Genomic DNA, 21,633 nt, shown 5'->3' with positions numbered 1-21,633 from the left:
TACATGAGCACTTTAAGAAATACAAGTCATAAAAGTTGGAACGAAATAAAAATTAACGATAGCTGGGCGTTATTTAAAATCATGAGCGAATTTGTACATGGTTATGAACGCATGAGTGCTATTGGACCTTGCGTTTCTATTTTTGGTTCTGCCAGAACAAACCCAGAAAATAAATATTACAAATTAGCGACAGAGGTTGCTGAGAAAATTGTAGAACATGGCTACGGAGTAATTACCGGCGGAGGTCCTGGTATTATGGAAGCAGGTAACAAAGGTGCCCATTTAGCTGGCGGAACTTCAGTTGGTTTAAACATAGATTTGCCTTTTGAACAGCATGATAATCCTTATATTGATAAAGATAAAAGTTTAGACTTTGATTATTTCTTTGTAAGAAAAGTAATGTTTGTGAAATACTCACAAGGTTTTGTAGTTATGCCAGGAGGTTTTGGAACTTTAGATGAATTATTTGAAGCCATAACCTTAATACAAACGCATAAAATAGATAAGTTTCCTATTATTTTAGTAGGACACGAATTTTGGGACGGTTTATTAGATTGGGTGAAAACTACGCTTTTAGACAGTTTTCAGAATATAAGTGCTGTAGATGTAGATTTAGTTCAGGTAGTAGATACCGCAGAAGAAGTGATTGATATTTTAAATAACTTCTACAACCAATACAATCTAAGTCCTAATTTTTAAAAAATATACCATTTTTGTAGTCGACTCGTTTGTATAAACGAGTCGACGTTTTAATGTTGAATTCATTTTAATTCCTTAAACGTAAGTTGATAAGAAAAAAGTTTCTTTTATTACTAACGGTTTTTAGTCCACTACTAATTCTTGCACAAACCAGTGTAAGTATTAAAGCTAAGCTTGATGCTAAAACTAACGTAATCGCTATTGAGCAAGAAATTTTATATTTCAACAAAAGTAAAGATACATTACACGAACTTTATTTATTAGACTGGGCTAATAGTTTTAGTAGTAAAAATACACCACTAGCCGAGCGATTTGCACAAGAATTTTCGAGAAGATTTCACTATGCTCCAGAGCAAGAACGTGGTAAAACCATCATTCTAAATATATCTTCTCAAGAAAAGCCATTAGCTTTTAATAGACCTGATGGAGCTCCAGACATTATACGTGTAAGGTTAGAAAAAGAAATTTTACCTGGAGAATCTTATCCGCTTCAATTAAATTATCAAATAAAAATACCAATTGATAAGTTTACACGCTATGGTTATGGAAGTGATTATTATAAGCTTCGTTATTGGAATATTCTTCCTGCTAAATACGGAAATAAAGGTTGGGAATTTTTCAGCAATAAAAATTTAAACGATCAATTTATCCCTTTATTTAATAGTGATGTAGAAATTACTTACCCTAAACAATTTCAGCTTACTTCTGCTTTACCGCTTAAAAAGAATGTTTTAGAAGACTCGTTAATTACTTCAAAACTTTCAGGTAAAAATTATATTGATCAGAGAATTTATTTAGCTACCCTAAATGAATTTGATACTTTAAAAACCGATAAGCTCAATATTATTACCAATATTAAAGATAATGATGTAAATGATGATTTAGAAAAGTTAACTACTAATCGCATTGTAAACTTTTTAAGTAAAAATTTAGGTGATTATCCGTTAGAAAACTTAATGGTTACAGAAGAAGATTACCTTAAAAACCCTATTTACGGTCTTAATCAACTTCCTTCTTTTATTAGCCCATTTCCTAACGGCTTTCAATACGATTTAAAATTATTTAAAACCATCACCAAAGATTATCTCGATAATAGTATTTTACTTAATCCTAGAACTGAAGCTTGGTTAAAAGATGCCATTCTTATTTATTTAATGATGGATTATGTTGAAAGTTATTACCCAGACACCAAATTATTAGGAGAATTTGCAGAAGTTATTGGGATTAGATGGTTTCATGCTTCAGATTTAAAATTTAACGATCGTTACCCTTATTTTGCAATAAATATGGCTAGACTTAACTTAGATCAGCCACTTGAAATGAGTCAAGATTCACTCATAAAATTCAATAAAAATATTGCAAATCCTTATAAAGCGGGAGTAGGTTTTAACTACATTAACGATTACTTAGGTAATAAAGAAACGCTACATAAAACCTTAAAAGAATTTTATACGCAGCATACATTTAATGAGAACGTAGCTTCAGTAAACTTCAAAAAATTACTACAAGCTAATTCTTCTAAAGATTTAGATTGGTTTTTTAGCGAATATATTAATACCAATGCAAGAATAGATTTCTCTATTAAAAGTATTAGCACAACCAAAGATTCTTTAACTGTAACCGTTAAGAATAAAGAACATCATAAAATGCCCATTTCTTTATATGGAATTAAAGATAAAAAAGTTGTGGCTAAATATTGGTTAGAAGGTATTGACTCTACAAAAACCATTACTATCCCTAGAGAAAAAATTGAACGTTTAGCTTTAAATTATGAAGCTATTATCCCAGAATATAATCAACGAAATAATTATAAACGAGTAACTACGTTATTAAATAAACCTATTCAATTACGATTGTTTGAAGATATTGAAGACCCAAAATACAGTCAGTTATTTCTAATTCCAGAGTTTGACTATAATTTGTACGACGGCTTTATAATTGGTCCTAAATTTTACAATAGCACCATCTTAAGAAGAAATTTTAATTTTAAAATTGCTCCTAAAATTGGATTAAGAAGCAAAGCACTAGTTGGTTCTATGGCACTTTCAAATAGTCATCAATTTCAAAATCAACAACTCAATCAAATAAGTTATGGCCTTTCTGCAAATAGATACGCTTATGCCGAAAATCTGTATTACCATAGACTTACTCCTTATCTAAATATTTATTTTAGAAATAACTATTTAAGAAGTAATGAGCGCCAAGCAATTGGTGTTAGAAATGTAAATGTATTTAGAGATCGCTCGATTATAAATACAGCAGAAGATCCAGATTACAGCGTGGTTGATATTCAGTATAATTACAGCAATAGAAATTTTAGAGATTATTTTACAACGACTGTAGACTATCAAATCGCTAAAAAATTTAGCAAAATTTCTGTGAATGCAAAGTGGAGAAAATTATTCTTAAGTAATCGTCAAATAGAATTAAGATCATTTACTGGTTTTTTCTTATTTAATCATAGTGAAAATTCAGACTATTTTAGTTTTGCGTTAGATAGACCTACCGATTATTTATTTGATTATAATTACTACGGAAGAAGTGAAAATACTGGATTATTTAGCCAGCAATTTATTGAAGCTGAAGGCGGTTTTAAGTCAAAATTACAACCTGCATTTGCCAATCGATTTATTTCAACATTAAACGGTAGCTTTACCATTTGGAATTGGATTCACGCTTATGGAGATATTGGCGTGATAAAAAATACTGGCGAACAAGCTACTTTTGTTTACGATTCTGGAGTACGAGTAAATTTAGTACAAGATTATTTTGAGATTTTCTTACCAGTTTACTCTAAATTAGGCTGGGAAACGGCACAAGACAATTATGATCAGAGAATAAGATTCATTGTCTCTTTAGACTTCAGTACTTTACTAAAATTATTCACTAGAAGATGGTACTAATCAAATCAAGTCTAATTCTTCTTTATTACATATTATTCAGTATATTAACTAAAAATTACATATATTTCATCTAAATCAGAAATTAATCATAATTCCACAATAACCACTCTATTTTTGAATTGACATTTCGATCATTTTTTGCTATCTTCGTAGCCTATTAAAAAAATAAGTATGCAAGATAAGGTCTTAGAGAAAACTGATATTTCTTTTACACAGTTTAAAGAGCAAGTTATAAAAGATTATACTACTGCTGTTATAAGTAGAGAATGTAGTTTACTAGGTCGTCGCGAAGTATTAACCGGCAAAGCTAAATTTGGTATTTTTGGAGATGGTAAAGAAGTCCCTCAACTTGCCATGGCAAAAGCTTTTAAAAATGGTGATTTTCGTTCTGGTTATTATCGTGACCAAACTTTTATGTTGGCTTTAGACTTATTAACCGTAGAACAATTTTTCTCAGGGCTCTACGCCAATACAGATATTAAGAAAGAACCCATGGCTGGAGGTCGCCAAATGGGAGGTCATTTTGGCACTCACAGCTTACATGAAGATGGCACTTGGAAAAACCTTACTAAACAACCAAACTCAAGCGCAGACATCTCACCTACCGCAGGGCAAATGCCACGTTTATTAGGACTTGCTCAAGCTTCTAAAATTTATAGAAATGTAGAAGGAATTGATACTGAAAATTTTTCTTCTAAAGGTAATGAAGTCGCTTGGGGAACCATTGGTAACGCCAGTACCAGCGAAGGACTTTTTTGGGAAACCTTTAATGCCGCAGGTGTAATGCAAGTACCTATGGTGATTAGTGTTTGGGATGATGCTTACGGGATTTCTGTTCCCGCTAAATACCAAACAACTAAAGAAAATATATCTGAAATATTAAAAGGTTTTCAACGTGATGATGACAATAATGGTTACGAAATTATTGTGGTTAAAGGTTGGAATTATCCTGAATTAATTGAAGCCTACGAAACAGCGGGAAGAATTTCTCGTGAACAACACATACCAGTTTTAATTCATGTAGTAGAATTAACACAACCACAAGGGCATTCTACTTCTGGTTCTCACGAACGTTACAAATCTGAAGCTCGCTTAAAGTGGGAGCAAGAAAATGATTGTAATGTAAAAATGAGAGAATGGATGCTTGAAAATGAAATCGCCACAGAAGATGAACTAAAGCAAATCGAAAGTGACGCTAAAAAAACAGTTCGAGAGGGTAAAAAAGCAGCATGGAAAGCCTTTACAGAACAGCCTATTCAACAAAAAAATATAGTTGTAGATTTACTTCAAAAAGTTGCAGACAATAGTAGTAATAAAAACTTTATTCAGCCATTAGTAGATGAACTAGCAGACATTAAAGAACCTCAAAAATTTGAAGTATTACGTATTGCTCGAAAGACATTAAAATATATTTACAAAGAAAACTCTGAAGCTAAAAACAATTTAATCAATTGGATTAATACGTTTCAGAAAGAAACACAACCAGAATACAGCAGTCACCTTCATAGCGAACAAGACAATAAAGCCACATCTATAGCAGCAGTTAATGCAACTTATGATGAAGATGCTGAACTAGTAGATGGAAGAATTATTCTTAGGGAAAACTTCGATAAAATTTTTTCTAAATATCCAGAAGCCTTAATTTTTGGAGAAGACACAGGAAATATTGGTGATGTAAACCAAGGTTTAGAAGGTTTACAAGAAAAATACGGAGAGTTAAGAATAGCAGATACAGGTATTAGAGAAGCTACAATTTTAGGACAAGGAATTGGGATGGCAATGCGAGGTTTAAGACCCATTGCAGAAATTCAGTACCTAGATTATATTATGTATGCGCTACAAATTATGGCCGATGATTTAGCTACCGTGCATTACAGAACTAAAGGAAAACAAAAAGCACCGCTAATTGTAAGAACCCGTGGTCACCGTTTAGAAGGTATTTGGCATAGTGGTTCACAGATGGGTGGTTTAGTGCATTTACTAAGAGGTATTCATATTCTAGTACCTAGAAACATGACTAAAGCTGCTGGGTTTTACAACACTTTATTAGAAAGCGATGAACCTGCTTTGATCATAGAATGTTTAAATGGTTATAGATTAAAAGAAAAATTACCTACCAATCTAGGAGAATTTAAAACACCTCTCGGTGTTGTTGAAACCGTTAAAGAAGGAGATGACATTACGCTCGTTTCTTACGGTTCTACTTTAAGAATTGTAGAAGATGTAGCCAAAGAATTACTAGAAGTAGGAATTGACGCCGAAGTCATTGATGTGCAGTCACTTTTACCTTTTGATATAAATCATGACATTGTAAAAAGTGTAGAAAAAACCAATCGTTTACTAGTTATAGATGAAGATATTCCAGGTGGTGCTTCTGCTTATATTATGCAAGAGATCTTAGAAAATCAAAATGCTTACCGCTTTTTAGATAGTAAGCCACAAACGCTTACTGCAAAAGAACACAGACCTGCTTACGGAACCGATGGAGATTATTTTTCTAAACCCTCTGCAGAAGATATATTTGAAAAAGTATATAGTATTTTTAACGAAGTGAATCCAGAAAAATTTCCAAATCTAAGGTAATAGAAAAAGAAATCAATTATTGATTAGTTACATCCACGCTTTCGTGGATGTTTCTATTTTATAGAAATTATAATTTATATTTTTTAAATCTTGCTCACTCACCAACGGAAAAAATAAATCTCCTCCTGCGGTATGAAATTCTAAATGATAAAGTTTACGTTTTCTAAACCAAAGCGCCTGTTTTACGGTAATTGATTGCAATTTAAATAGCTCTATAATTTCGGTTTCATGATTCCAAATTCCCTGTTTTTTGACAATAAAATTCTCCGTAAATTCAATAGAAATAGATTGGTAATACTTCTTGTTCAGAAAAAATGAAAGTAGTAGATAAATAGAAACTGCAGGTAAAATAATTTCCCATCTATACCATGCAAATATAATAATAGGAATAATTGCTAAAAAAACAGGAATACAACTGAGTACAAATTTTCTCACAAATAAAATTGAATGCGGTTTTATTGGTGTTGAAGTTTCTTGCGAACGTTTATACAAAAACTCTTTTATCTTTTTTAGTTTATCTTTAGCTAAGCCCGGTATTTTAATTTTACTTTTTTTCTTCTGAAAATCATCAGAACTACTAGCTAAAGAGACTTCGGCTTCATATAAATCTAATCGTTTTTGTATAGGATTGGTACTTAAACGCAACATTTGAACGCGTCTAGGCTTTAAAGAGGTTCTAGTGTTGGTTTTCAGCCCCATTTCTAAATCTAAACTTAAAGAGGTTTGTGTAAGCGTGAGGTTAAAATATTTAATAAAAATCTCTACAGTTGAAATTAAAATACCTACTAAAAAAGTAAATATTAAAGCTACTAGTACAACAAAAATTACCGCGCTAGGAGAAGTATAATTCTGATCTAAATAATCTACACCTCGATCTAAATAAGTGTTTTCTATTTTCAGCTGATTAAGTTCATTCATAATCGTTCCAAAAAACAGAAAAATTAACCATATTCCTCTAAGGTAATTAGAAGTAAGCCCCAACTTTAATAAATCTAACACTTCTAAACGATGCTTCCACTCTAATTGTTTTTGCTTTGTGCTTTTTACTTCATTTACAGTTTCATTTTCTTGCGTAACTTCTTCTACAGCCAAATTCATTAATATGTTACGCAAAGCATCAGCTTTTTCTTTAGAAAGTGCTTTTATGGTTACTTCTTTATCGCTACTTCCGGCAGTATCAATAGCGACTTCATAAACATTTATAATTCGCTGTATAATTGATCTTTTAAAATAAACTTGCTGAATTCTATCAAAAGAAATATTAATAAATTCGGTAGAAAAAACTCCTTTTTGAAGCACAAACTCTTTTTGATCGTAATCAATATGAAATTTAAATTTTTTGTAAGATAGAATACTAAAAGTTATAGCAAAACATAAAATTGTGAATAAACCTATAAGTATAAAAATTAAATTTTCAGAAAGGTTTTTAAATAACAAATAAGCTCCAAAAACCCAAAATATTTTAGTAAACTTATAGAGAACACTAAAAAATATAACTAAAATCCCTATTTTAGATTGTTTTTGCGGACTAGAAAAGTCTTTATTCATCTTCTTCTACACTTAATTTTTGAGCCACAGCTTCTTTTAATTTTACGGCTAAATCTGGCAACAAACCAGGAATACTCACATCGCTTCCTTGCCCGCCTGCTGTAAAAATTTTTAATGTAGAAATGTTTAAAGCTTTATCAAAAATTCCTCGAGATATAGAAACATGCTGAATGCGATTAAAAGGAATCACCGTAGTTTTACTAACCAGATATCCTCTTCGGTAAATAATATCTTTTTCTCTTAACGCATACCCATAACGTGGTTGAAGTAAATAAGCATTAAAATAGGAAAAAGAAAAAAGAAAAAGAATAACGACTAAGCCTAGAAAAACACTCCAATGTAACGGAATTAAATAAAATAATATACCCCAGCCTACTAAAAAAATAACTAAACCGATGCTTATTTGATAAACACTTTTTGTTAGTTTTTTCTTTGATATAGGTTCAAAATCTACTGCGCGATAATCTGGCAGTAGATTTATAAATAGTTGTTGATTTGAAAATTGGTTCTCTATGGAATCCATTTTTTATCGAAATTTGGTTGACGCTTTTCTAAGAACGCATTTCTACCTTCTTTAGCTTCATCTGTCATATAAGCTAAACGAGTAGCTTCTCCTGCAAAAACTTGTTGCCCTACCATACCATCATCGGTTAAGTTCATGGCAAACTTCAGCATCTTTATAGAAATGGGAGATTTTGCTAGCACTTCTTGGGCCCACTGGTAAGCGGTTGTTTCTAATTCATCATGCGGCACTACAGCATTTACCATTCCCATATCGAAAGCTTCTTGGGCCGAGTAATTTCTTCCTAAAAAGAAAATCTCACGCGCTTTTTTCTGTCCCACCATTTTTGCTAAATAAGCAGATCCATAACCTCCATCAAAACTAGTCACATCGGCATCTGTTTGTTTAAATATGGCGTGCTCTTTACTTGCTAGAGTCATATCGCAAACCACGTGCAAACTATGTCCGCCGCCTACTGCCCACCCCGGAACTACGCAAATTACTGCTTTTGGCATAAATCTAATTAAGCGCTGTACTTCTAAAATATTTAAGCGATGGTAACCATCTTCTCCTACATAACCTTCTTTACCTCTTGCTTTTTGATCGCCGCCACTACAAAAAGACCAAACTCCATCTTTAGTAGATGGACCTTCAGCAGAAAGCAATACAGCACCTATCGATGTATCTTCGTGCGCATCTTGAAAAGCATCTAGCAATTCACTAGTGGTTTTAGGTCTAAATGCATTTCTTACATTAGGTCTATTAAATGCTATTCTAGCTACACCGTTAGATTTCTTATAAGTTATATCGTCGTATTCTTTAGCAGTTTCCCACTTTATTTCGCTCATAGTTATAGTATTTGTTTCTGTAAAATTACGGTTTTTATTCAAAAATTATTAAATTTATACAAACGATACTTACACACGACTAAAAATGAAAAATTTTTTCTTTATCATAATTTGTTTTATGGCAAGCTTTTCTTCTGCATTAGCTCAAGATCAAAAAGAACAAAAACTAGAAGTTAAAGATGTTGAAAAAGTAAATCTTCCTATTTATCTTGAGAATATAAATTATGATCAAGATGAAAATTATACACGAGATTATACATCGCAGCTGAAATTTAAAAAAGGAAGCCGTGCCTATGTGAGTTCGCAGAGAGCTAATTATCTTTTTAAAGAAATGCCTTTATTAAAAAGCATACAGCCTAATTATAATTATTTAGGTGGAAATTTAAATTTTGAAAACAACTGTATACCAAATCCTGAAGAGGTACAGCCTAGATGAAAGTAACTTTATTTTTTCGATTGCAAAATCTCTTAATTTACAAGAAATATTATTGAAATCCCTCATCTATTCTGTAAACAAATAATTCTGAATTTAAGTCGAATAAAATAAGCTTCTTTTCAAAAAAATGGAATTTCTGTCTCTATTTAAAAACTGAGTTTACTGATTTTTTTAAAATTTGTTTATATAGCAAAAGCAATAACACTACTTCCCAGTTTTACCTTTCATTTAAAAAATTATTGATGATTTTTCTATTGTTATGTAATATTATCTTTTTAGCATAATGTTTGATATCTTTATGCTGAAATTAATTTTACTATGAAGTTTAAGCTTTTATTATTCCTATTAAGTTTTTCTGCTTTTGGATTTGCTCAGGAACTAAAGAATCCAAATATTTTTGCAATAAATCAATCTATCATAAGTGCCGATTTATATACTGGTAATGCAGTTTCTATTTCCCAATTTGATGGTTACATAAGACCAAAACAGCGAAAATTTTCTGTTCAAGAAGGAGCTCTTTTTGATGAAAGTAAAAACAAAGAGATTAATATGATGGCAATTGCACAATCAGACCATTGGAAACAAAAAAGTGGAATTATTAATATGCAATTTCCAACCAAACAGTTAGAGCAAATTAACGGTCAAGTGCAAGTATATTATAATAACCGAGAAAACTTTAAGTACCGTACAAATTTCAATTTAGATTACTACGGACAAGGAACTCCGGATGGAGGAATAAGAAATGAAGTTTATAAAGATGTAAGCCAACCACTTATTAATCCTTATTATAACAGCGGTTATCGCACCTATCAACGTAGAAGAAATAACCGCTCTAGCAATTTTGGTTTTTACATGACCAGATGAATCCCGTCTTCTTCTATGGCAATAAGTCGTTTTTTATAAAGCATGCCTATTGCTTTTTTAAAGCTCTTTTTACTCATTTCTAGTTCGGCTTTAATTTCTTCTGGAGTAGATTTATCTGTTAGTGGTAAAAAACCATTTTTCATTTCTAACTCATTCATCACCGCATCTGCATTAGGCTCTATACTTCTATACCCTGGACGCTGAAGTGTAACATCTATTTTGTTGTCTGTTCTCGTTTTCTTTACCCAACCTGTAACCTGATCTCCTGTTTTTAACTCTTGAAAAACATCATCATGGTAAACTAAACCCTGATGTAATTCATTCACAATTAAGTTAAAACCAATATCTGTTTTATTTGTTACAATAAGGTTTACCTTTTCATAAGGCTCTACGGTTAGCTCTGTATTATCTAAGAAATGGTTTACTTTACTAGAGGCAACTAAACGCTGCGTGTCTTCATCTAAATAACAAAATATTAAATAGTGACCACCCTCTTTCATGGGATAAGCTTGTTCTTTAAAAGGGACAAAAAGATGTTTTTCTAATCCCCAATCTAAAAAAGCTCCCATATTCGTAACATCTACGCATTCTAAAAAAGCAAATTCATCTAAATGAACATACGGCTTTAAAGTGGTCGCTACAGGGCGCTCATCGTGATCTAAATAAACAAAAACCTCAAGCTCATCGCCTATTTCAAAATTTTCAGGCTTATACTTATTTGGTAATAAAACTTCATTATCTTTATCTCCACTTTCATCTTTTAAAAAAAGACCCGGTGGTGTATCACGATCAATCGTTAAAGTATGATATTCTCCAATGTTAACCATAACTATAAATTTAGTTTGCAAAGATACGTGCTTTTAAAACACAAAAATGCCCAAAAAGAAATACTTTTAAATGATTACTCCTAAAATATTTAATTTTTCTTTTTGGGCAGCACTTTATATCATTCTACTTAAAGTACTCTTCTTTATTATTGTATTTAGTAAGTAAATAATAGACTACAACCCTATGTTTATTTCTATTAGACTTTCCGTACTTTTCAATTACCGCATTTATTCCTACATTTAATTCATCTGTATCATCAAGACCTAATTTACCTACCAAAAAGTTTTTTCTAACGCGATCTAATTCTGCTTTATCTGAAGAAGCAACAATACTAGCATCGTCATTGTAAATTGAAGGCCCCATACTTTTTGTAATTTTTCTTAGCAAATCTACATCAGGTTAATCTTCTATATTATTTACATCTTTTATGTATTGTCCTACTTTCTCATCGAATTTACTCATAATAGTTTTTGATTTTTAATTGAACTGAATATAAATAAATCGTAGTAACAAAACTGTTATTAATAAGCTAAATAACAATACCTTAATAAATTTTTAAAACAATTTTCATTAATAATACCTATAAATAATAATAATAAATCTTAAACATCAACTTTCAGGCAGCAAAACTTTAAAATAATTTTTTAAGTACTGGTCATTATCTTCACGTGGCGTAAAAATTTCTAAGATTTTAGGCCGATCACCTTCAGCATAAAAAGGAATTAATTCATTTTTTAAACTTTTTTCATCGGTAGCTGCTTGATAAGAAAAATTATACATTTCAGCTAGATGATTTGCTCTTAAGTTATGTGTTGTTTCAAAGAAAGTTGAAAAATGTGCTGCCTCTTTTGCTCCCGGTAAAATTCTAAAAATTCCGCCTCCTTGATTATTGATAATTATAATTCTAAAAGATTTGGGTATATAATTATTCCACAACGCATTACTATCATAAAGAAAACTAATATCACCAGTAATTAATGTTGTGGGAAAATTTGCTCTTACCGAAGCACCAACTGCTGTAGAAGAACTGCCATCTATACCACTCGTACCTCTATTACAATAGACTTGCAAGCTTGGGCTAAGTCTAAATAATTGCGCATAACGTACCACACTACTGTTAGAAAGATGTACTACTTGCTCTTCGGGCATCTGCTGTAAAACTTGACGAAAAGCTTTTAAATCACAAAACGGAATTTCTTCCATGTATTTATCATGATGCACATCACGCTGGGCATTAACCTCGAGCCATTGGTCTCGATAGTTACTTTCTACAGGAGTTACAATTTTACTAAACTTATTAAAAAATTCATTCACATTCACATCAAAATGTTTGTTCAAACAGAAAAAAGTATCAAAAGCTTTTTTGGCATCTACATGCCAATGATGCTTTGGTTGGTAAGTTCTTAAAAAAGCTTTTATTTTTTTAGAAATAATTAATCCGCCAAAAGTTAATAATAGGTCTGGTTGTAATTGCTGAAATTCATTTTCTTTATTAGTTGAAGCTTCAATTGGAGCTATTAATTTATCTATTCTAGTAATAAATTTTTCATGGTGTAAATTAGAAGTGGTCTCTGTAAATACTAAAACCGAAGGATCTTCTGCCAACCAATCTAAATATGCTTGTTCTACTGCGTTGGGTTTGTTCACCCCTACTAAAACTAATTTCTTTTTCGCTTTATTCCAAATTTCAGCATAAGGTTGTAATGCTTTTTTTGTCGTGGTTTTAGGCTCACGAATAGGTTCTATACTTAACGGAGCTACGCTTGATTTTTCTACTAACTGATATAATGGTTCATAAAACGGGGCATTAACATGCACTGGTCCATTTTGCTCTATAGCCATATTTAACGCTAAATTAATTTCACGCTCATTGTGCTTTTGCGCTTCAAAAAGCTTTTGCTTTAATTTAGGATCGATAGGTACAGCTTCTTCTAACACTAATTCAGAATATAAATTAGCCGAATATAAAATATGATTTTGATACACATTTTTTTGTCGAATAGTTTGTCCATCACCAATATCAATACGCTCTACGGGGCGATCTGCAGAAATTACCACCAAGGGTACATCACTATAATATGCTTCTGCAATAGCAGGGTAATAATTTAACAGCGCACTCCCTGACGAACAACACAAGGCTACGGGTTCTTTCAATTGTTGTGCTAAACCTAAAGCAAAAAAAGCAGCAGAACGCTCATCTACAACGCTATAAGCTTCTATATCTGGATGATTAGAAAAGCTAATGGTTAATGGCGCATTTCGTGATCCTGGTGAAATCACCACGTGTTTTATTCCTTTAGATAAACATAATAAAGTTATAGATTGCGCAAGCGGTATGCTAGAATATTGCATAAGTTAAGTTGAATTTTCTACAACAAAAATACAGCTAAAAACTGACTTTTATGGATTGAAAATTTGAAGATTTATGAATTTGATTAGTGATTGCTAGCTAAATTAATTTTAAAGCAATTACACATGTTTGCCTTAATGTTTTATAAAACTTTCTGCATAGTTTCTGCTTTCCGGACTGTTTCTTCCCACTCGGCTGTCGGGTTAGAGTCTTTGGTAATACCGCCTCCAACATATAGAAATACTTTTTTTTCAACTAATTGCATGCAACGCAAATTCACATATAAATTTGATTGTCGCTCGATTAAGTTGAAAGCAGAATTTTCTACATTTCGTTTTCTTGTGTTTCTAGGTTTCTCTACCTGAATATTAAGCTCTCCTAAATATCCCGAATAAAACTCACGTTCGTAGCGTTCTTCTTTTAAGATAAAATCTTTCGCTATCGCTTTTGGTAAACCACAAACTGCGGGTGTTGGATGCAGTTTTTTTACTATTTCTTCTAAACTATCTTTTTGAAAAACACCAGTTAGATCTGTTTTTAAATGCACAACATTTCCAGCTCGATGCGTTTGTACAGGTGAAAGTTGTAAACGTTCTATTCCCTTAATTTCTTTTAATCCGCTTTCGATAGTTCTCGTAACAATAGCTTGCTCTTCTTTCTCTTTTTCTCCCCATTCAACTTCTGTATTTGCGTTAAACGCTTGCGTTCCTGCTAATGCCATGGTTTTAAAACGGTTGTTCTGAGTTTTTATTAAAGTCTCTGGTGTAGCTGCCAACCATAAACCTACTTGCGGATGGTACCAACAATACACAAAAGCCGAAGGATAATTTTTCAGTAATCGTTTAAAGTATTCAATGGGTTGAGAGTCAATAATTATTTCCTGCTTTCTTGAAAGTACTACTTTTTCTAAAACTGAATTTTTAATTGCCAGAATACCTTTGTTGACTAAATTTTCATGACCTTTTTTCTGTTGCAGTCTGGTTTCAAATGTTGCTATTGAAGTTGAAGTTTTCAATTCTATTTCTTCAATATTAAATTTCAACCTCTTAAAATCTGCTATTTTTCTATTGAAAAAAATAGTCTGCTGTTGATTGTCGAACGGTGCAAACACAAAACCTTCTTGCTGAAAATTATTTAAATATTCTAGTTTTTTTTCTTGCTGAAGTTGAAACTGAAGTTCATCTGAATTGGGATGGCGATACGTTACAAATGGCAATTTTGCTTCTAACTGTTCTTGTAACTGTTGAAAATATTTGAGTAAGTTCATTAATTTTTAAAATTGAAAAGTTCTCGACTCCGCTCGAAATCAAACGAATAAAAAACTAATTTAAAATTAGATTACCTCAGCATAAACCTAAGATTTTACTGTTTCTTAGGTAATGCGATGGTGGTTAGTTTTACGGCAGATATTAAATTATCTTCTACATCTCTAATTTTAATATCCCAAACCTGGGTAGTCCTCCCTTTATGAATAAATTCTGCACGTGCAAATACTTCGCCACTAGCGATACTTTTTACGTGATTAGCAGAAATCTCAATCCCACGAATGTAAAAATGCGCTCCATCTAAAAAAATAAAACTCGCTGCACTGCCCACACTTTCTGCCAATGCAACCATAGCGCCACCATGTAGAACACCATCAGGCTGATGTACTTTAGGTGTAACTGGCATTTTTGCGATGAGAAAATCTTCGCCTACATCTATAAATTCTATAGCTAAGGTTTCCATTAAAGTGTTCTTACACATTTTTGCACAACCCGCTAATATTTCTTCTTTAGAGTGTTTCATTTTTTATGAGAAAAGCATAAGATTTTATTGATCTTACGAGAAGTTATTTTAATTTTATTCAATTGTAAAAATACAAAATACCTACTACATGGCGACCCAAGAAAAAAAGGTTTCTTACCAAACCACCAATTCTTATTCTACCATAAATAAGTTAAACTCAACTACTAAAAATGTTTGGTTTTGTTGTCACGGACTAGGATTTTTAAGTCGGTATTTTATAAGATATTTTAATGGATTAAATGCTGAAGAAAATTACGTAATCGCTCCGCAAGCACCGTCTAAATATTATCAAAAATCTGATTTTAAACATGTGGGAGCAAGTTGGTTAACCAAAGAAGAAACACAACAAGAAACTGAAAATGTCTTAAATTATTTAGACTCTGTTTTGGAAGCAGAAAAAATACCTAATGATAAACGCTTAATTTTAATAGGATTTTCACAAGGCGTTTCGGTCATTATGCGATGGATGGCTTCTAGAAAATTATCCTGTGATACACTAGTAATTCACTCTGGTTCCATCTCAAAAGAACTCACCCCAAAAGATTTTGAATTTTTAAAAGACACAAATGTTGAACTGTGGTATGGTACAGAAGATGAATATTTAACTGAAGATAGAATTACCCAAGAAACCAAACGAGCTAAAGATATGTTTGGCGATCAACTTAGAATTGTTCCGTTTGAAGGAAAGCACGTAGTTAATACAGAATTGATTGAACAGTTAGCTGTTAGCTGTTAGCTGTTAGCTGTTAGCAAAATTACATCTTCTCGAACTACTTTATAATATATTTATTTTCTTTTCGCTTCTTCCCAGAAAATATCCATTTCTTCTAAAGTCATTTCTTTAAGCGATTTGTTGTTTTCTTTAGCTTTTTCTTCTAAATACTGAAATCGTGATATGAATTTTTTATTAGTTCGCTCTAAGGCATTTTCTGGATTTACTTTTAAAAATCTGGCGTAATTAATCATAGAAAAAAGTACGTCTCCAAACTCAGCTTCTATTAAATCTTGATTTTGAGTATTCACCTCATGTTGAAGTTCATTTAGTTCTTCCTTTACTTTTTCAAAAACTTGCTGCGGTTCTTCCCAATCAAATCCTACTCCGGCAACTTTATCTTGAATTCGGCTTGCTTTTACTAAGGCTGGTAACGAACGCGGCACGCCTTCTAAAACACTTTTTTTTCCTTCTTTTAGTTTTAAGTTTTCCCAATTCTTTTTTACTTCTTCTTCATCTTCTACCTCAACATCACCATAAATATGAGGATGACGAGAAATTAGTTTTTCGCAAAGACTATTGATTACATCGGCAATATCGAAACTCTTTTTTTCACTCCCTATTTTAGCATAAAAAACCAAATGCAACAGTACATCACCTAATTCTTTTTTTACCTCTTCTAGATCGTTATCTAAAATAGCATCGCCCATTTCGTAAACTTCCTCTATGGTTAAAGGTCGAAGTGTTTCCATGGTTTGCTTACGATCCCAAGGGCATTTCTCACGAAGTTCATCCATAATGGTTAATAATCGATCAAAGGCTTGTAATTGGTTTTTTCTAGAATTCATGAGTTTTGTTTTGGAAGTTTAAAAGTACGATTTATTGAATAGAATTTAGGGTTTACTCGATTCCTTCGGAATCTCATCGTTAATTTATAGTTCGGGATGGAGTTTTTGATGAGTTTTTGCAAGAGGGATAGCAGCGGCATCCTTTTTTGCTTAATAAAGACCTTTCTATATGTTCTAGGTTACATGCAAAAAAGATATAGCGAATAGCCCGACCCGATAGGGTCTTGCCATAAAAAAGCCCTGTAAAAATTACAAGGCTAATCTGTTTTTTTAAGTATTTATTCTTCTTCTGAAGAAACTTCTTTTTTCTCTTCTTCTTTTGGTTCTGAGAAATCTGTTATTCCTGCTTTTACCAAAATATTATACCATTGAAATACTTTTTTAATATCGCTAGAATACACGCGATCTTCATCGTAATCTGGTAAGACTTCTTTGAAATATGCTTCTAATTTAACTTTAGATTCTTTATGGTTAATAGTTTCTTTACCATCTTCTTTTTCTGAAATTTTCTCAAAAACTGCTCTTAAAGGAACTTCTTCTGTATAAGTGTACATTGCAATTTCACTAAGCATGCTTACATTGTGACGTACATTTACCGATATTTTTTTGCGATCTGCTAATGATTCTGCTACAAAACCACCGCGGGTTTGTGCTTTTAATTCATACAATCCCGGTTTTCCTGAAATAGCTAATACTTTTTCTAAACTCATGTTTTAATTTTTTAAGGGTCGCAAATATCTAATCTCTTGGTTTATTTACAAAAATTAACGTGCTTTTTTTGCGTTAGGAAAACGCATTCTATAATCTACACGAATTTCTCCTTTACTTATTTTTTGTAATTTACTCTTAATCAGTCTTTTCTTTAGCGTCGATAATTTATCGGTAAATAAAATTCCTTCAATATGATCATACTCATGCTGAATTACTCTTGCCGCCAAACCATCGTAAGTTTCGGTATGCTTTTTAAAGTCTTGATCGTAATATTCAATCGTAATTTCAGGTTTTCTAAATACATCTTCACGCACTTCTGGAATACTTAAACAACCTTCATTAAAAGCCCATTCATCTCCTATTTCGCTCGTAATTTTAGGATTAATAAAAGCTTTTTTTAACTTTTTTAATTGTTCCTGATCTTCTAGAGAAAGGTCTTCATCTTCTGCAAAAGAAGCAGCATCAATCACAAATAAACGAATAGGCAAACCAATTTGTGGAGCCGCTAAACCTACTCCAAATGCTCCATACATGGTTTCGAACATATTTTCGATAAGCACGTTTAGTTTTGGATATTCTTTAGAAATATCTTTTGCTTTCTTCTTTAAAACGGGATCTCCGTAAGCTACAACTGGTAATATCATGTTAATCTAATAATTTTTTAATTTGAAAATTTGATGATGTTCTTATCAATCATCAATATAAGTATGATTGTAAAATTATAGTGGCACTAATCTCGTCTACTAAAGCTTTATTTCTTCGTTTCTTTTTATTTAGTCCGCTATCAATCATGGTTTGTACTGCCATTTTAGAAGTAAAACGTTCATCAACACGTTCTAGTTTCAATTGCGGAAATTTTTCAGTAAACTTTTTTAAAAACTCCTGAATAAATTCTTCGCTTTGCGATGCGACGCCATCTTTTTGTTTAGGTTCTCCTACAAGTACTAACTCTACATTTTCTTTAGAAAAGTAATCTTCCAAAAAAACCAGAAGTTTTGGTGTTTCTACAGTAGTTAAACCTGACGCAATCATTTTTAACTCATCTGTTACCGCTACGCCAGTTCGTTTAGTTCCGAAATCTAAGGCCAAAATTCTAGCCATACTTATTTTTTTTGGCAAAGGTAACACTTCTATAGCTATTGCTGTAATATTTAATTTGAAGCCTTATATTTGAGCAAAAATTCACCTATGGAAGATTTAAAAAAAATAATTTTAGAAGCTTGGGATAACCGTGAGCTATTAAAAGAAGATAAAACCCAGAAAGCAATTCGTGAAGTCATTAATTTAATAGACACTGGTGAGCTACGTACAGCAGAACCAACTTCAGAGGGATGGCAAGTAAATGAATGGGTTAAAAAAGGAGTTGTTTTATATTTCCCTATTCAGAAAATGGAAACCTTAGAAGCAGGTATTTTTGAATATCATGATAAAATGCCTTTAAAAACAGGTTATAAAGAGAAAGGAATTCGCGTGGTACCCAATGCTGTAGCAAGACATGGAGCTTATATTTCCAGTGGTGTAATTATGATGCCAAGCTATGTAAATATTGGAGCTTATGTTGATGAAGGGACAATGGTCGATACTTGGGCAACCGTAGGAAGTTGCGCTCAAATTGGTAAAAACGTACACCTTTCTGGCGGCGTTGGTATTGGTGGTGTTTTAGAGCCTTTACAAGCATCTCCAGTAATTATTGAAGACAATGCTTTTTTAGGTTCTAGAAGCATTGTAGTTGAAGGCGTTCGTGTAGAAAAAGAAGCTGTTTTAGGTGCCAATGTAGTATTGACTGCTTCCACAAAAATTATCGATGTTACAGGGGATGAACCGCTAGAAATGAAAGGAATTGTTCCTGCTCGTTCGGTAGTAATTCCGGGTTCTTATACCAAAAAATTCCCTGCTGGTGAATTTAATGTTCCATGTGCTTTAATTATTGGAAAACGTAAAGAAAGTACCAATAAGAAAACTTCTCTAAACGATGCTTTACGTGAATATAATGTAGCCGTTTAAAATTCTTATAAGCCTCCTTTTAAAGTGAGGAGGCTTTACTTAACCTTCATTTTCTCTATGAAAACTAAACTATCTCTACAAACCGCCAAATATCTTATTATTCAGCAGAAAATGATTGGTGATGTCCTTACCTCTTCAATTATATGTGAAGCAATTAAACAAAAAAATCCTGCATCAGAAGTTCATTTTTTAGTAAACGTTCATACCACTCCTGTAATTGAAAACAATCCGTTTATAGACAAAGAAGTAGTGATGACTAAAGAAATAGAAAAGTCTCCCACAAAGCTTTTTCATTTTCTTCAGCAAATTAAAAGAGATAACTACGACGTGGTGATTGATGTGTATTCTAAGCCAGTAAGCGTTCTTATTGCTAAATTCTCTAAAGCCCAACTAAAAATTGGCTATAAAAAATGGTATAGCAAATTAGTTTATAATGAGCTTTACACCTACAAAACTAAAGCTGACACCAATGCTGGACTTGCTGTTGAAAACCGTATGAATTTATTACAATCGTTAGATCACTCCTATCCTGTAGCGATAAAACCAAAAATATATTTGACCGAGAAAGAAATTACTTCGGCTAGAAAAATACTCCATCAAGAAAACTTATTAAATAAACCTCTATTTATGATTGGGGTTTTGGGATCTTCAGAAGAAAAAAGCTATCCACTTTCTTATTTAGCTGAAGTTTTAAATAAGATTATTGAAACTACTGGTGCCGAATTATTATTTAATTACATTCCTAAACAGAAGGAAACCGTTGAAAGGTTAATTAAACTTTGTAAACTTGAAACGCAACACCGAATTCATTATTCTATTTACGGGAAAAGCTTACGAGAATTTATGGCATTAACTTCTTTATGCAGCGCTTTTATAGGAAATGAAGGTGGGGCGGTAAATATGGCTAAAGCGTTGGAAGTTCCTACTTTTTCAATTTTTGCTCCTTTCACTAAACGCGCTGCTTGGTCGCTTTATGAAAATAATAAAAATGTAAGTGTTCATTTAGAAGATTACTATCCTGAAAATTACAAAAAATACAACTTAAAAGAAATAAGAGAAGAAGCTTCATCTTATTACAAAATGTTTAAAGCTGAATTTTTCCTTAAAAAGTTGGAATCTTACCTAAAAAATATATTATAATTTTTCTATCCCAAAAGGAGTTTTTATAATATTTTTAGATCTGGTTTCTTTTCGAATAGCTAAATTCTTATCGATAGATTCTTGGGTTTTATAACCTCTAGGGTGATCTAAGTGTAAACAAATAGCAGAATACCTAATCTGTTTAGACTTAATACCATAATTAAAGAGCCGCTCTCCCAATTCTCTATCTTGACCTCCATATTGCATACGCTCATCAAAGCCATTAACAGCCAATATATCTTCTTTCCATCCGCTAGCATTATGGCCGTTCCAACTCGCATTAGTAGGTGTTAAATTATTTAGAAACCCTTGTATAAATAAATTTGTTTGTAATTTTTTGTTTTTAAAAGAAGTTTTTAAGCCTCTATTTTTTAACCAATTTACTTGAAAACAATTTTGAGAAATAATATCTTCTTTAGTAATAGACTCTGAAATTTCTAGAGGAAGCATAAAATAACCACCCGAGAGAAAATATCCTTTTTTTCTAAAATTTAAATGAGTCTCTATAAAATCTTTTCGCGGAATACAATCACCATCACTCATTACCAAATAATCTGCTTTAGCAGCAAGAATAGATTTATTAAGTATTTTAGATTTCTGAAAGCCATCATCTTTGTGCCAAATATGCTGGATGCTATAAGATAATTTTGTCTTTAACTTATCAATTAAATCAATTGTTGGTTTTTTAGAACCATCATCAGCAATCACTACTTCAAAGTCTCTATTAGTCTGTTGCTCATAGCCCCAAAGTACTTTTTCAAGCCAACTTTCAGAATTATAAGTACTTAAGATTACTGAAACTTTCAAATTTTTTCCTTTCAAATTGATTATTTTAAAGCATAAGATTAAACAAAAATAATTAAATTTGC

At 32.0% G+C, this 21,633-nt stretch carries 20 protein-coding genes and 1 pseudogene; 8 read left to right on the top strand and 13 right to left on the bottom strand.

Annotated elements, in window-relative coordinates:
• Positions 1-3: 3 nt before the first annotated feature.
• From KW502_RS06320 to KW502_RS06310, 3 genes are all read left to right on the top strand, one after another.
• On the top strand, positions 4-699 hold the full coding sequence (locus KW502_RS06320; RefSeq protein ID WP_219039693.1) for an LOG family protein: 696 nt from the start codon (positions 4-6) through the stop codon (positions 697-699).
• An 86-nt stretch (positions 700-785) separates the two neighbouring features.
• Positions 786-3,602 (top strand): gluzincin family metallopeptidase, encoded by a 2,817-nt coding sequence (locus KW502_RS06315; protein WP_219039692.1) that lies wholly within the window; start codon positions 786-788, stop codon positions 3,600-3,602.
• A 171-nt stretch (positions 3,603-3,773) separates the two neighbouring features.
• Complete coding sequence (locus KW502_RS06310; protein ID WP_219039691.1) at positions 3,774-6,185, top strand: alpha-ketoacid dehydrogenase subunit alpha/beta; 2,412 nt, start codon at positions 3,774-3,776, stop codon at positions 6,183-6,185.
• Positions 6,186-6,212: 27 nt separating this feature from the next.
• Here KW502_RS06310 and KW502_RS06305 read toward each other — a convergent pair whose 3' ends face one another.
• From KW502_RS06305 to KW502_RS06295, 3 genes are read right to left on the bottom strand one after another with little or no spacing between them, the layout of a single operon-like run.
• The gene (locus KW502_RS06305) at positions 6,213-7,733 is read right to left on the bottom strand and encodes a PH domain-containing protein (RefSeq protein WP_219039690.1); all 1,521 of its coding nucleotides are present in this window, start codon (positions 7,731-7,733) and stop codon (positions 6,213-6,215) included.
• Positions 7,726-8,256 carry a PH domain-containing protein gene (locus tag KW502_RS06300; protein WP_219039689.1) on the bottom strand — a complete coding sequence of 177 codons (531 nt, stop codon included), beginning with the start codon at positions 8,254-8,256 and terminating at the stop codon, positions 7,726-7,728. The genes KW502_RS06305 and KW502_RS06300 overlap by 8 nt, the downstream gene beginning before the upstream one ends.
• Positions 8,244-9,083, bottom strand: a complete 840-nt coding sequence (locus tag KW502_RS06295) for a 1,4-dihydroxy-2-naphthoyl-CoA synthase (RefSeq protein ID WP_219039688.1) — start codon at positions 9,081-9,083, stop codon at positions 8,244-8,246. The genes KW502_RS06300 and KW502_RS06295 overlap by 13 nt, the downstream gene beginning before the upstream one ends.
• A gap of 118 nt (positions 9,084-9,201) precedes the next feature.
• Between KW502_RS06295 and KW502_RS06290 the strand changes: the two genes are divergently transcribed.
• Entirely contained in the window at positions 9,202-9,519 is a 318-nt protein-coding gene (locus KW502_RS06290; protein ID WP_219039687.1) for a hypothetical protein, read from the top strand.
• 318 nt (positions 9,520-9,837) lie between these two features.
• Complete coding sequence (locus KW502_RS06285) at positions 9,838-10,383, top strand: hypothetical protein (protein ID WP_219039686.1); 546 nt, start codon at positions 9,838-9,840, stop codon at positions 10,381-10,383.
• Here KW502_RS06285 and KW502_RS06280 read toward each other — a convergent pair.
• The 5 genes and pseudogenes from KW502_RS06280 to KW502_RS06260 form a co-directional block, all read right to left on the bottom strand.
• Positions 10,368-11,210, bottom strand: a complete 843-nt coding sequence (locus KW502_RS06280) for a CvfB family protein (protein WP_219039685.1) — start codon at positions 11,208-11,210, stop codon at positions 10,368-10,370. The genes KW502_RS06285 and KW502_RS06280 overlap by 16 nt on opposite strands.
• A 124-nt stretch (positions 11,211-11,334) precedes the next feature.
• A pseudogene (locus tag KW502_RS06275) lies at positions 11,335-11,673 on the bottom strand (DUF2853 family protein).
• Positions 11,674-11,820: 147 nt separating this feature from the next.
• Complete coding sequence (gene menD / locus KW502_RS06270) at positions 11,821-13,563, bottom strand: 2-succinyl-5-enolpyruvyl-6-hydroxy-3-cyclohexene-1-carboxylic-acid synthase (protein ID WP_219039684.1); 1,743 nt, start codon at positions 13,561-13,563, stop codon at positions 11,821-11,823.
• Between the two features lie 140 nt (positions 13,564-13,703).
• Positions 13,704-14,828 carry a chorismate-binding protein gene (locus KW502_RS06265; RefSeq protein ID WP_219039683.1) on the bottom strand — a complete coding sequence of 375 codons (1,125 nt, stop codon included), beginning with the start codon at positions 14,826-14,828 and terminating at the stop codon, positions 13,704-13,706.
• Positions 14,829-14,923: 95 nt separating this feature from the next.
• Positions 14,924-15,349, bottom strand: coding sequence for a PaaI family thioesterase (locus tag KW502_RS06260; RefSeq protein WP_219039682.1), 426 nt, complete (start codon positions 15,347-15,349; stop codon positions 14,924-14,926).
• A gap of 88 nt (positions 15,350-15,437) precedes the next feature.
• Between KW502_RS06260 and KW502_RS06255 the strand changes: the two genes are divergently transcribed.
• The gene (locus tag KW502_RS06255; protein WP_219039681.1) at positions 15,438-16,085 is read left to right on the top strand and encodes an alpha/beta hydrolase; all 648 of its coding nucleotides are present in this window, start codon (positions 15,438-15,440) and stop codon (positions 16,083-16,085) included.
• Between the two features lie 50 nt (positions 16,086-16,135).
• Here KW502_RS06255 and mazG read toward each other — a convergent pair whose 3' ends face one another.
• The 4 genes from mazG to ruvX all read right to left on the bottom strand — a co-directional run bounded on the left by mazG (position 16,136) and on the right by ruvX (position 18,721).
• Positions 16,136-16,909, bottom strand: coding sequence for a nucleoside triphosphate pyrophosphohydrolase (gene mazG, locus KW502_RS06250; protein WP_219039680.1), 774 nt, complete (start codon positions 16,907-16,909; stop codon positions 16,136-16,138).
• 278 nt (positions 16,910-17,187) lie between these two features.
• Entirely contained in the window at positions 17,188-17,619 is a 432-nt protein-coding gene (locus KW502_RS06245) for a DUF5606 family protein (protein WP_219039679.1), read from the bottom strand.
• A gap of 54 nt (positions 17,620-17,673) precedes the next feature.
• Positions 17,674-18,264: a peptide deformylase gene (gene def / locus KW502_RS06240; RefSeq protein ID WP_219039678.1), complete on the bottom strand. Its 591-nt coding sequence runs from the start codon at positions 18,262-18,264 to the stop codon at positions 17,674-17,676.
• Between the two features lie 52 nt (positions 18,265-18,316).
• On the bottom strand, positions 18,317-18,721 hold the full coding sequence (gene ruvX / locus KW502_RS06235; protein ID WP_219039677.1) for a Holliday junction resolvase RuvX: 405 nt from the start codon (positions 18,719-18,721) through the stop codon (positions 18,317-18,319).
• Between the two features lie 87 nt (positions 18,722-18,808).
• On the opposite strand from ruvX, the gene KW502_RS06230 reads away from it, so the two are divergent.
• Together KW502_RS06230 and KW502_RS06225 are read left to right on the top strand one after the other, a co-directional pair.
• Positions 18,809-19,624: a 2,3,4,5-tetrahydropyridine-2,6-dicarboxylate N-succinyltransferase gene (locus tag KW502_RS06230; RefSeq protein ID WP_219039676.1), complete on the top strand. Its 816-nt coding sequence runs from the start codon at positions 18,809-18,811 to the stop codon at positions 19,622-19,624.
• Between the two features lie 57 nt (positions 19,625-19,681).
• Complete coding sequence (locus tag KW502_RS06225) at positions 19,682-20,764, top strand: glycosyltransferase family 9 protein (protein WP_219039675.1); 1,083 nt, start codon at positions 19,682-19,684, stop codon at positions 20,762-20,764.
• Here the strand turns inward: KW502_RS06225 and KW502_RS06220 are convergent.
• Positions 20,759-21,586: a glycosyltransferase family 2 protein gene (locus KW502_RS06220; RefSeq protein WP_255554135.1), complete on the bottom strand. Its 828-nt coding sequence runs from the start codon at positions 21,584-21,586 to the stop codon at positions 20,759-20,761. The genes KW502_RS06225 and KW502_RS06220 overlap by 6 nt on opposite strands.
• Between the last annotated feature and the right edge of the window lie 47 nt (positions 21,587-21,633).

This window comes from Mesonia aestuariivivens (assembly GCF_019311235.1).
Classification (GTDB): domain Bacteria; phylum Bacteroidota; class Bacteroidia; order Flavobacteriales; family Flavobacteriaceae; genus Mesonia; species Mesonia aestuariivivens.
This window is presented reverse-complemented; position numbering and strand designations above follow the sequence as displayed.